The organism is Bacteroidales bacterium MB20-C3-3 (genome assembly GCA_035609245.1).
Classification (GTDB): domain Bacteria; phylum Bacteroidota; class Bacteroidia; order Bacteroidales; family UBA932; genus Bact-08.
In genome coordinates, this window is sequence record CP141202.1 from 86,786 (window position 1) to 98,992 (window position 12,207).

The 12,207-nt window shown below is 34.7% G+C and carries 13 protein-coding genes; 1 reads left to right on the forward strand and 12 read right to left on the reverse strand.

Features of this window, described 5'->3' with window-relative positions; translation table 11 throughout:
- Nucleotides 1-284 precede the first annotated feature (284 nt).
- Together istB and istA are read right to left on the reverse strand one after the other, a co-directional pair.
- Nucleotides 285-1,007, reverse strand: coding sequence for an IS21-like element helper ATPase IstB (gene istB / locus U5907_00435; protein ID WRQ33131.1), 723 nt, complete (start codon nucleotides 1,005-1,007; stop codon nucleotides 285-287).
- Between the two features lie 7 nt (nucleotides 1,008-1,014).
- Nucleotides 1,015-2,547, reverse strand: a complete 1,533-nt coding sequence (gene istA / locus U5907_00440; GenBank protein ID WRQ33132.1) for an IS21 family transposase — start codon at nucleotides 2,545-2,547, stop codon at nucleotides 1,015-1,017.
- Nucleotides 2,548-2,662: 115 nt separating this feature from the next.
- Between istA and U5907_00445 the strand changes: the two genes are divergently transcribed.
- Complete coding sequence (locus U5907_00445; GenBank protein ID WRQ33133.1) at nucleotides 2,663-3,268, forward strand: hypothetical protein; 606 nt, start codon at nucleotides 2,663-2,665, stop codon at nucleotides 3,266-3,268.
- A gap of 472 nt (nucleotides 3,269-3,740) precedes the next feature.
- On the opposite strand, the gene U5907_00450 is transcribed toward U5907_00445, so the two are convergent.
- The 10 genes from U5907_00450 to U5907_00495 form a co-directional block, all read right to left on the reverse strand.
- Nucleotides 3,741-3,947, reverse strand: coding sequence for a GDCCVxC domain-containing (seleno)protein (locus U5907_00450; GenBank protein ID WRQ33134.1), 207 nt, complete (start codon nucleotides 3,945-3,947; stop codon nucleotides 3,741-3,743).
- 1 nt (nucleotide 3,948) lies between these two features.
- On the reverse strand, nucleotides 3,949-4,548 hold the full coding sequence (gene merTP / locus U5907_00455) for a mercuric transport protein MerTP (protein WRQ33135.1): 600 nt from the start codon (nucleotides 4,546-4,548) through the stop codon (nucleotides 3,949-3,951).
- Nucleotides 4,545-4,919, reverse strand: a complete 375-nt coding sequence (locus tag U5907_00460) for a metalloregulator ArsR/SmtB family transcription factor (GenBank protein ID WRQ33136.1) — start codon at nucleotides 4,917-4,919, stop codon at nucleotides 4,545-4,547. Before U5907_00460 ends, merTP begins: the two co-directional genes overlap by 4 nt.
- 225 nt (nucleotides 4,920-5,144) lie before the next feature.
- Nucleotides 5,145-5,894, reverse strand: coding sequence for a type 1 glutamine amidotransferase (locus U5907_00465; GenBank protein ID WRQ33137.1), 750 nt, complete (start codon nucleotides 5,892-5,894; stop codon nucleotides 5,145-5,147).
- On the reverse strand, nucleotides 5,891-6,619 hold the full coding sequence (locus U5907_00470; protein WRQ33138.1) for a YggS family pyridoxal phosphate-dependent enzyme: 729 nt from the start codon (nucleotides 6,617-6,619) through the stop codon (nucleotides 5,891-5,893). The genes U5907_00465 and U5907_00470 overlap by 4 nt, the downstream gene beginning before the upstream one ends.
- A gap of 178 nt (nucleotides 6,620-6,797) precedes the next feature.
- Entirely contained in the window at nucleotides 6,798-8,105 is a 1,308-nt protein-coding gene (locus U5907_00475; protein ID WRQ33139.1) for an MBL fold metallo-hydrolase, read from the reverse strand.
- The gene (locus U5907_00480; protein WRQ33140.1) at nucleotides 8,102-8,890 is read right to left on the reverse strand and encodes a hypothetical protein; all 789 of its coding nucleotides are present in this window, start codon (nucleotides 8,888-8,890) and stop codon (nucleotides 8,102-8,104) included. The genes U5907_00475 and U5907_00480 overlap by 4 nt, the downstream gene beginning before the upstream one ends.
- 160 nt (nucleotides 8,891-9,050) lie before the next feature.
- Nucleotides 9,051-10,094 (reverse strand): DUF2806 domain-containing protein, encoded by a 1,044-nt coding sequence (locus U5907_00485; protein WRQ33141.1) that lies wholly within the window; start codon nucleotides 10,092-10,094, stop codon nucleotides 9,051-9,053.
- Between the two features lie 161 nt (nucleotides 10,095-10,255).
- Complete coding sequence (locus U5907_00490) at nucleotides 10,256-10,717, reverse strand: hypothetical protein (GenBank protein WRQ33142.1); 462 nt, start codon at nucleotides 10,715-10,717, stop codon at nucleotides 10,256-10,258.
- 232 nt (nucleotides 10,718-10,949) lie between these two features.
- Nucleotides 10,950-12,155, reverse strand: a complete 1,206-nt coding sequence (locus tag U5907_00495) for an MFS transporter (GenBank protein WRQ33143.1) — start codon at nucleotides 12,153-12,155, stop codon at nucleotides 10,950-10,952.
- Nucleotides 12,156-12,207: the final 52 nt, after the last annotated feature.

Below are 12,207 nucleotides of genomic sequence, written 5' to 3' on the forward strand. Positions count from 1 at the left end.
TTTGTCAAAACTTGTCAATCCATTAACTGATCTTTGTTAAAAATTATCGACAACTTTATAAAAATATCAATTATGGAAAACAAGCATCAGGTTCACAACTTAATTATTCTTGACGAGAGTGGCTCAATGGGGTCAATAAAAAACACCATTATCAAAGGATTTAATGAGCTGGTTCAGACTATTTGACTATTCCGGTGATATAGGGCCACTATTCTGGAGCATATGGGGCCAGTTACAGTTTTCTCGCTTTCATAGCAAAAGTGCATAAAAATTTTTAATGTTATTTATTCTCGAAGAGATTTCTTTGATTTTATTTCTATTCTAAAAGCTCCATTTACCAGTCTATCCATAATTGCATCAGCAATAGTGCTTTCTCCTATTATATCATACCACACTTTTACCGGTAGCTGAGAGCTGATTATAGTTGATTTTATTCCGTATCTGTCTTCCATTATTTCAAGCAGTATAAGTCGGTCAATGTCATCCAGTATGTGTAGTCCAAAATCATCTATAATCAGTAGGTCCTGCTTTGCGATCTTGGCTATTAACTTGCAGTAAGTATCATCTGCTTTAGCATTTTTAAGTTTTGCGAAGAGTTTTTGAGCATTATGATACATCACCTTATATCCGTTATAACAAGCTTGATGTCCAAAGGCAGATGCAAGATAACTTTTCCCTGTTCCTGTAAAGCCGGTTATTAATATATTCTTCGCTTGTGTAATGTAAGAGCAGTCTGACAATCTGATTATTTGTGACTTATCCAATCCTCTATCATCGTCATATCTTATATTTTCAATAGCTGCCTGGTACCTGAACTTAGCCTCTTTTAAGGCCCTCTCTACCCTGTTATTCTCTCTGTTGTCCCATTCAGCGTTAATTAACATCGTCAAGAATTCTTCATTAGTTATAGCATCACACTGTCCTGATCCTACCATGTTTTTGTAGAGGCTATACATCCCATCTAACCTCATTGAACTCATTTTACTTAGTATGTTATTACTATCCATAACTATGCTATTTATAATATTGAGCTCCTCTGATATTTTCGTGTCGTGGCAGTTTTACGATATTCTTCGCAGTAGTACCAATTTGATTATCCAGGCTATTTGACAGGATATTCTTTAAAGTTGTATAATCATACACCCTATAAGCTAAAGCCCTTTTGCATGCATTTGTAAGCCTGTAGTTCCCGTATTTCTTACTCAAGTGTACAACTCCTTCGTACATTCTTCTGGCCAAATGAGGATATGTGCTTTGAGACATCATATTCCTCATATATTCTTCTACCAGCGGATCTACAGTACTTCCCCATATGTAAGCAACAGAAGGCTCCCATTGGTCTACATATCTATGATTTGGATGCCTGTGTTCAACTTTTGTAGAGTATCCATTTTCCTTGCTACTCCTTATGTGGGAAGCAATTTGCTGATTATTGTAATAGAAGGATATTGTCCCGGACGACACAACAGCTTTAATCCTCTTTCCGGCATATTTATACGGTACACTATAGCTGTGTCTGTCCTTGTTAAAAAATACATGATACTCTGTGTTTACCTTAAGTTTATATGATTTAGTTATCTCGTATCTATTTACAGGTAATGACATAAGAGCACTTTTTTCGTACTTTTCAAACAGGTCTTTACGACTATAATCTCTGTTCTGGAAGTTCTTAGCTACTGCAATAGCAACAAGCTCTTTTATCCTCTTATTAAGTTCTGTTAGTCCACAGGGCAGTTTATCCCTAAGAGGAGCAAATACTGAAGAGTAAACCACATTAATTATACTCTCTACTAATGCCTTATCTTGAGGTTTTCTGGACCTGGCTGGACTTACCGTTGCTCCATAATGGTTAGCCATAGAGAGAAAAGTATTGTTGATTACGGGCTGATACTTATCTGAAGAAGTAACTCCAGCCTTTAGGTTGTCCGGGATAAGCACCTTGGGTACTCCTCCAAAATTATGGAGTGCATTACTTACTGCCATTGTAAAGTCTTCCACTTTTTGACTCCCAACGGCCTCTGCTTCAAACATTCTGCTTCCACCAAGAATGGTTACAAGAACTTCTGCTTCTATAGCTTTACCGGAATTGGGACAAAAATAATTAAGCTTGTCTCCTGTGAAGTCTATAAACATCTCCTCTCCATATTCGTGTTCAAGATGCATTGAGACATTTTCACTATTTAGCCATTGTTGGTAATGATGACACATTTGCGAGTAACTGTAGCCTTGAGAGCGGGCTCTACGATATTCCTCCCATAAAATAAACCTGGTAACTCCGGTTCTCTTGAGTTCTTTCCTAAAATAGGGAAATAGTTTTTCCAAGTACTTATACTCTTCGCTTGAATCAAAGTACGAAGCTTCTGATTTAAATAATGCTTCCAGTTCTTCGTCAGGAATAGTTTGAAGATTTTCTTTAGTTAAGTTTAACTCCTTGTTTTTTGAGAAGTACTGACTTACTGTTTTTCGGTCAATCTGTAAACACCGAGATATCTCTCTTTGAGAGATCCCCTGTTCAATTAATTGCAAAATTTGCTTTACTTTGCTCATTGTTATTAGTTTTCCAGCCATGTGAGGTTCTTTTTGTGTTGCAACTACAAAAGTAACCCGCTTGCTTAAAAACTGTAACAGGAGGAGGGCCTGCTCTCCTCCTTTATTTTATAAAATGGCCCGGTATGCTCCAGAACGGTGGCCCAGTATCCGCCAGAATGGTGGCCCAGTATGGACCAGAATAGCTACTATTCACGGAATTGAAAAACAGTTTCCAGAGCAGGAGCACTTTATCTCCTTTGTAACATTCAACAGCCTTGGTACAAAATTTATACACCTTGTCGATCCTGCAGGTAAACTATCACAGATAGATGACAGAAAATACTGCCCTAACGCATGCACTCCTCTTTTTGATGCAATGGGTTTTGCGTTAGTTTCTCTGAAACAGGCTTTGACTGATAAAAGCAACTACAATGTTCTGGTAACCGTACTCACAGACGGAGAAGAGAATAACTCTAAGGAGTACTCGGTAAACGCTATTAAGGCAATGGTTGAGGAGCTAAAACAAGAGAACTGGACATTCACATATATTGGAACAGACCATGATGTAGAGAAAATTGCTCTCTCAATCTCCATAACCAACACACTGAAATTTAGCAGATCTGACGAAGATATTAAACAAATGTTCGATATTGACAAAAATGCCAGGATCAAATACAGTAAGAATGTATCTATGTTCGCAAACTTCAGCGACAATGATAATTATTTTGATAAAGAATAAATGAAACACTTCAACTTTTTTCCTAAATCTTTTTTTCCAGGGACAAATCAGATTAAGCTTATGTTTAACCTGCTTGCGAGTTTGCATGAAAAAATATATAACCATTAAACCTCAACCTGAATATTCAAAATATAGCCGACCTGATAAATAAGATGTAAAAAATCGCCCTCAAATTGGGGGCGATTGTTTTTTTGGTGTCCTGTCCCATTTTAATAGCGGGACAGATGGGACACTTGAGACAAATTTTGCCTGGCACTATCGTACTATACCCGCTATTGGTTGGATATAATGCTTATTTATTTGTATTTTGTATGTGTGGTAACGTTTCGCGGCTTGGCGAAGGTGGCGATTTTACCACAAATGTTCATACGAAGCACACTCTTCAAATTTACGATAAACTGTCATACGAAGAACTGAACCGCCACTTTTGCCAAACCGCTGTTAGTGGCTGGGCTTCTTTGTTTTTCGTCTGTTAGCAACATTTTTTGTCCTGCTGAATTGGTGGACAAGCAACACTTCCGTAACTACAATAAACACAGCAGTCGCCTTGTTTTGGTTTTAGAACTTGTTTACATTTTTCACATTCGTAAAAATATTGACAAGCGTCTGTCGGCATTGTTTCTTCTTTCTTGTGTCCGCAGTTGGGACAAGTTATTGTTGATTGTAATTTGATTTCCATTTTAATTTTCTTTTTTGTCAGCTACAGAATATCCTGTTGAGTTTATTGCTTTTTCGATTTCAGAAATGTTTGTTTTTGAGTTGTCAAATTCTACAATTGCGTTTCCATTTTCGTATGAAGCGTTTGAACTTATTATTCCTGTCAATTTATTTACTTCGTGATTTACGTGTTCGCCACAACTTGCACAAGTCATTCCGCTAATGGTAAATTCTACTTTTTGAATATTGGATTTGTCTACTACTATGATTTGCTTTTCTGACTTTGGATAGAAAATGTTGGAGTAGTGTGGAAAGGCAAGCATAACGATTGCAAATGCTGTTACAATTCCTAAAAACTTTTTTGATTGAATGAATTTAGGTTTTACTTCTGTTTCACAGTTACAGTTAATTTGTTTTTTTGGTTTCAACTTTTGATACCAAGCAAAACCAAGAACCAAAATTGTCAAACCGATAAAATACGGTCGGAAAGGTTCAAGCCAAGAAAAAGTTGAAGCAAGTCCGCTTGTCCCTGCAATGAGAGCCAAGACTGGTGTAATGCAACACAATGAAGCGGCAATTGCTGTCAAAAGCCCTGCTCCAATTAGTTTGTTGTCTGTTTTCATATTGTTTCTAATATTTTATTCTCGTCAAGTATTTTGAAAAACGGTCTCAGCATTTTTTCATACTCTTTTGTCAATGAGTAAAAAATGGTTTGAGCTTCTCTTTCTGTTTCAATTAGTTTTCTGTCTTTTAGTTTTCGCAAGTGTTGTGAAACTGCTGAAATTGTCATTCCAAGAATGTCGCTTATATCACAGACACAAAGTCGTTTTTCTTCATAGAGCAGAAACAGAATTTTGAGTCTTACGTTGTTTCCCGCTAATTCAAGTCCGTTCGATAAATAGTCAAACGAGCCGTTGAGTTCTGAAACTCGGTCTTTACAGCGATTTATTTGTTTAATGTCTGCTTGTTGTCGTATGCAAGAATTATTGTCCATTGAGCAAAGATAGTTAATTTGTTTATTTAAGCAATTGCTAAAATATGAAATGTCAAAAAGAACCCGATTTGTCTGTCGGGTTGTGTCGTCATAGCCTTGCCACTAACGGTAAAGTATAAAAGCAGTAGCGGAATTCAAGGTGATTTCCTTTCCACCGCCACAAAAGTTTGTTAAATGCACAGACCTTGATTTAATCACTAAACCCGCTATTGCTTTTATACAATGTTAGGTGCATACTCTTTTGTTTGAATATTCAGTTACAAGTTTGTCAAGAAATTGAAACAGTTTGCTATTCATTTCAGTATAGTTATAACTTCTTATTTCATCGGGCTTTTGAACATACTTGTGTGTAACGTTATTGCTTAAAATATTTTCTTCTTCTGCAATCAATAACTCAATGACTTCGGGGTTAAATTCTATATGGCATTGGAAGCCGTAAACCAAATTTGAATAAGCTACTATTTGTCTTGGGCAACCTGTGCTGGTTGCCAAAATTTTACTGTCGGTGGTAAGTCCGGGCATATCATTGTGCCAATGTCCTACAAGTAATGATGAACCGAAGTGGTTTATTTTCTCATCTTTTAATCCGTCATCAGTAAGTTGAATAGGGAAAACACCAATTTCCTTTTCGGGGCTATGTTCAAAATTTGCACCCAACGCTTCGCCAATGAGTTGTGAACCCAAACAAACGCCAATGACTGCTTTTTCAGATTTTATACATTTTTGTATTAAAGTAATCTCGGCTTTTGCATTAAAATGCGGACATTCTTTCTGTGTTGTAGCGGGGCTTTGAGGTCCGCCCATTACAATTAGTAAATCAATATTTTCTGCTGTTTCAGGCAAAGCTTGGTTTTCATACACCTTTGAAAAAGTGATTGTATGATTTCTTTGTTTTGCCCATTCCAAATAAGCCGCAGGTGCTTCGAATGTTTCGTGTTGAATAAAATGCACTTTCATCTTTTGATTATTTTTCATTTTTCGTTCCAATAGTAATTGTCGGGATAAATCCTTTGTCCAAAAATAGCAGTGCCTACTCTTACAATGGTTGCGCCTTCTGCAATGGCTGTATCTAAATCGCTACTCATACCCATTGATAATTCTTGCATCTCTACATTGGGAATTTTCAAGGCAATGATTTTTTGTTGAATATCTTTGAGCAAACGGAAACATTTACGCACTTTTTCCGTTTCTGCACTGAAAAGACCTATTGTCATTAAACCTTTTATTTTCAAGGTTTCCAACTGTGCAACCTGCCTTACCAATTCAATGGCATTATCAGGACTTACACCAAATTTGCTTTCTTCAAACGAAGTATTCACCTGTATCAACACTTCTATTGTTTTGTTTTCAAGCAGCAAACGTTGATGTAATTTCTCAGCCAAATTCAAACGGTCTAGCGATTGAATACAAGAAACATTGTATTTCAAAAGTTCTTTGATTTTGTTGGTTTGTAAATGTCCTATAAAATGATTTGTATGTGGAATTCCTTGTAATGCTTCAAATTTTTCTTTGAGTTCCTGTATTTTGTTTTCGGCTATCAATGTCTGTCCTGCATTTAATACAATTTTGATACGATCGGCATTTACGGTTTTTGTAGCCAACAGCAATTTTACTTCGCTTGGATCTCTGCCATTTTCTTTACAGGCATTGTTTATCCGTTTTTTTACGTGGGCAATATTTTCTATGATTTGTTTGCTCATACTTCTTCGTCTTTTTTTATTTTCCGGGTGTCCGCTGATGTTTGTGCGGACATTCGGAGAGTTGCACCTAACGGTTGCGTGTATGAAACGTTTGGCATTTCGAAGCACTTTCCTGTCAAGTTACAACTACTTTTGATACGAGCTGTAACACTTGAATAAGCACTGTCTGCCAAATGTTTTATACACGTTGTTGGCGTTTCGTTGTTCTTTTTATCTCAATAAGTGTATCATCAATTTTCTTTGTTTCCGTAATTATTTTGTCTTTTAGTTCTTCTTTAATTGGCAGTTTTTGATAATCAGCAGAATTTTCAGAATGTATTGGAATAATTCCTGTTTTCGGATTTACAAGATTACAAACATCAGCGAGACATTCCGCAGAAGCGTGTCCGCTTGTATGTATTTTACTTACTTTGGAAAACTTATCAATAAAATCCAAATATTTCTTATTTGCATGTTTGCATTGCGGATTTATATATTCTTTCCACATTGAATAAATCAGAATGGTTTTGTCTTTCTCTAATAATGGCAACAAAAACTCTGTGTAATCATCGAATTTATCAGTTGCACGAACTAACATACAAAAACCTTTATCTTTCATCCAATTTATTAGTTTCTCGTTGTCTTTCCGGAAAATATAAGGTTTCTCAAAATCAAATAATGTACTTTTTTTACCCGCAGTATCTGAAAATATTTCTAAAACACTTTCTTGAAAATCATCACAAACAAAAGGTCTGCCGTTCATTTTTTGATTTGCTGCATGAAAAGTAGCTAATCGTTCCATGTCAGTTGATGAACACAAAACAAATACATTTTTATTTTGCTTCATAAGCTCTACAACTTCTCCTTTCAATTCATTTTCGTGTCGAACTCTTTCGTCTAAACGTGCAAGCATTGTTCCTTCAGTAATTAGAAAATCAATCTTCCCTTGTTTAAGAATTAGTTTTTCAATAGTTGGAAGAAGACCTTTACCAAGATAACCGTGCTCCCGAAAATCGCCAGTATGCAAAATCCTCTTCCCATTTACTTCAATTAAAAACATATAGGCATCGTAAGCCGAATGGCTTACGAAATATGGTATTATTTTAATATCTCCAACTTTAAATATTTGTTGAGATTCAAAAGATTGCATTGCTTCTATTCTATCAATTTCTTTTTCCGACTGTTCTTTGCGGTCTTTGATGTATGAAAGGCGTTGATGTTTACATAAAGCTACTCTTTTTGCAACTTTACCAATATATTGAGTAATTGAATTAGGAACAAGATGAAATAGACCTAAATGGTCTCCGTGATAATGTGTGTAAAATATTGCATCAATATCTTTTGTTATCTTTTCAATTGCATCTGAATTAGCAAAATCATCGTTTACAACACCTTCGCCATTAGGAAGATTTTGCCCCAAATCTATTAGGATTTTTGCGTTGTTAGTTGCAATTTCAGTTATGCAACCTCCAATTTGGTCTATACCTCGATTGATTGTAATTCTCATTTTAGCTTGTAATTGTTATCGCTCACAACTATTAGTTTATGTCGATTTTTGAGTTCATTCGAAAATTCTGCAATTTGCGAATTGGTGTCAGGATGAAAAACAAAAACTAATTCAGGGTTTTGCTTTTCAAAAGCATCGGAGAAACTGAAATTATCAATGATTCCTAATTTAATTTTGTCTTCGATAATATTCTGAATGTCTTTTACCAGATTCGTTTTAAATGTTTTTGCGTTTTTTCCAAATAGATATTTTTCAAAATCACAAATATGCTCCTCAATCCCAGATTTACCTTTTGTAGCACCCATTCCTTTTTTTACTTCAAAGAATATAATTCTATTTGTTTCTTTGTCTATTCCTAACAAGTCAAAAACACCACGTTTTTCTCTACTAATTTTTTCAATTTGATTTTGCTCAAAAGCATATTCCATATCAAGAATGATATACTTATCACTTTTGTCTTGGTTGTTTTTTGCGATATTTTGTTGTGAGTCAAATTCCGCTCTTTGTTTTTTGCTTTCAAGCCAATTATCAATTGTTTTTTTTATCAGTTTGAAATATTCTTTTGGATTAGAAACCGCTAAATCAGTATTTGGGACATTTCCGTACTTCGTATCAACTTTTAATTTCTTAATTTCTAATGCTTTTCCTTTTCGATAATAAACAAAGGCATCGCCATTTTGACGAACTTCCAAACGTAATTCGTTATCTGATTTGATGTAGTTTAACAAAGGCAATAAATCACCATTTGTCAATCTTTCAATAAGTTTATCATCAATTTTTCGCATATCGTCTGTCTTTTTACAATGAACGCCAACGTTCCGCGTATATGATTAGGTGCGGATTACGGGGTACTTTCCTGTCGAAAAGCACCGAGGTTTTTGCGGGTGAAAATGCTGATTATCAGCACCAAAACCGCACTTAATTATATACGCTGTTGGCGTTTCGTTATTTTTTTTCTTCGTTTTCTCTCTTTTTATTTTCTTGTTCAATTTCTGTCAATGGCACATCCATGAGAGGCGTGTGTCTTATTTGTCCAGTTGGAAGATATTGCAAAATCTGACCATATTGAACTGAACCATTCATTCGATTAAGTTTAGTCGTAAGTAATTGTATGTAATCTAATTGAGGTGCAAAATTCACTAAACTCAAAAGTTCTTGTCCAATTTTTGTGAAAACTAAAACTTGTAATTGTTGTTCTGCCTTATTTTCGAGTTTGTTTTGTATAACACAAATATTACCAATAATAAAAACTATTTGTCTAGATGAATTCTCAGTTTTTCCGATTTTGAATTGTAAATCATTAGCTGTAATAAAACCCAATTCTTCTAATAATAATCTTTCATTAAATTTCAACTTATATTTTTCCTCAAGGATTTTTTCATCTTTAAAGTTAAGGATAAAGGAAACTCCACTTGACTTAATGCTTAATGAGGCAAATTTCATAAAAACTTGAGCCTCTTCTTTTGATAAGTTTCTCAGAATTTCTAAAGTTCTTAATGAATAAGACCTTGGCTTTTTAATCTCTCCTGCTAGTATTCTGCCCCATAAAACTTGCATTTCTTCATTTGAAATGTCTTCAGCATAATTAAAAAACCTTGTTGTCCAATCTTCATCAACAGGTTCTTCAGATACCGTTGTTTCTGATTCTAAGTTTTCAACAGCTTTTTGAGTTATGCTCTCAATATTTTTTTGTCGCTTTTGTTCTTTGAAATCAATTCTTTGCTGTGTTCTTTCTTCGATAGACAACTCTTTCTGTATTGAATTACTATCTAAAGACATTAAACTTAATTTTTCATCGTTAAATCCAATCTCTTTTAAATCCTGCTGATTGTCACGAATTGCTTGAGAAATAACTTTTATCTCATATGCTTTTGCATCAGCAGTTTTGCGAATTAGATAGGGTTTGCCAACAGCCCCAATCCCTTGAGAAATCACTTCTATTAATTTTTTCAAGGGTTCGCTAAGTCCGGTTAAATCTTTTATATCCATGATGTTTCTGGTTTTTTATAATGAACGCCAACGTTTGTAGTTATGGGCAGTGCGGGATTTCAAGGCAGTCCGTGTCGTTACAAACAAACTATGCATAGAGCGGAAACGCTGAATACCATACTGACACCCGCATTGGCTATAGCTGTTGTTAGCGGCAGTATTTAATTCTTTTCAAATTTGATGTCATATGAACCAAATGAATTTATCGTTTTCATCAAATCTTCATAGATGATATTTTGAACATTATTTTTTCCAGAAGCATACTCCCAGTCATAAAAGTTTGTTTCAGATGTACCAGCAATAATACTTGAATTGAGCCTCCATTTTATTTTAATTATGACTGTCCCAGAGTCATTTACTGATGAAATTACAATAAAATCATAATTGAATTTACTTGTGTTTTTTGGGCCAGTTGTCATAGTGAGAAAGTTATTATCACTTTTGTCTATTGAGTATCCATTTTGAGCAAGATGCTTTCCCCATTTTGTAAAACAGTCACTGTCCGGGAGTTTTGTCTCGATTAAAATTGTATTTGCTTTTTTAAATGGCTCACTTATTGTCTGTCCAAAAGAATAAACTGACATAAGAATTAAAATAACTGCTAATAAGAATTTTGTCTTCATAATTTTGTCTTTAAAGTGATTGATATTTCATTTTATAATTTCTGTCTGGCTCAAATCGTTCTCATTATAAGAAAAATCGTCTGCGTAGCCTGCGACTCAATATTGCCGCTAACGGTCGGCGGTATGAAACGTTGGGGATTTCGGAGCTGCGAACCTATCAACCGATAAGAACCTTGCCAGCGAGCGATGCACTTGGCATACCACTTAAACCCCAATGTTTTATGACCGCGTGTTAGGCAACGTTAATTTTTTCTTTTTTCTTGTCTAAAACTGTAAATATTATCATTAGTATAGTAGCAATTAATGCCATTATAGAACCAAAATAAAATGGCGCATTTGAATTAACCTTATCATACAATAATCCTGCAATTAAACTCGCAGGTAATAAAGTAATTCCAAGTACAGCATGATAAATTCCAAATCCCGTCCCTATTAAGTCTTTACTAACAATATCAGAAATCATTGCTTTCTGGCTACCATCAGTCAATGCACTGTAAAATCCATACAGCATAAACAAGAAAATAAAAACATTTATACTATTAAACCTACCGAAAAAATAATAAACAATTGCATATACTATAAAACCCAGAATAATCAATTTTTCACGACCAATTCTATCCGATAATTTTCCAATCGGTATGGCCAGCAAAACAGATACTGTATTAAATATCATATATACAAAAGGAATGTATGATTTATCTATACCTGTTTCGCTTGTTTTTACAAGCAATAATGCATCTGCTGAATTACCAAGAGTAAACACGAAAATTATAATAAGAAAGAAATAAAACTTTTTGGGTAAAAGTTTTAATGAAATCTTATTGGTGGTTTCATTTTTTTCTGCCTTTGCTTCTTTTATGAAAATAATAATCGTTAATACACCAAGAATTGCTGGAATGGTTGCTAATAAAAATATGTAAGAATAATTTAATGGAAAAATAGATAACAATAAGAAAGCAATCAAAGGACCAACAATAGCCCCACTATTATCCATTGCTTTCTGAAACCCAAAAGTTTTACCAGCTTCATTTTTTTTAATAGAGCCACTTATAAGGCTATCTCGTGGTGCCGCTCTTAAACCTTTTCCTATGCGTTCAAAAAACCGAAAAAATAAAATCTGAATTGGTATTCTTGCTAATGCATATAAAGGTGTTATAATGGCTGTAATACCATATCCGATAATCATGAATGGCTTGTTTTTACCAATCTTATCACTCCAGTACCCCGAAATTGCTTTTAATAATGATGCCGTACTTTCTGCAATCCCTTCAATTAAGGAGATAGTTGTTTTTGATGCTCCTATCGACAATAGGAATAGTGGCATCACACTATATACCATTTTGGTAGATGTGTCTGTGAAAAAACTTGTTAATCCGGTGAAAAAAGCATTTTTCTCTAATCCAAATATTTTTTTCTTTTCATTCATTTTATTAGTCATTCCGCAGTGTCTTTTTTAATGTTGCCTAACGTTGGCAATATGGCCAGTGGCG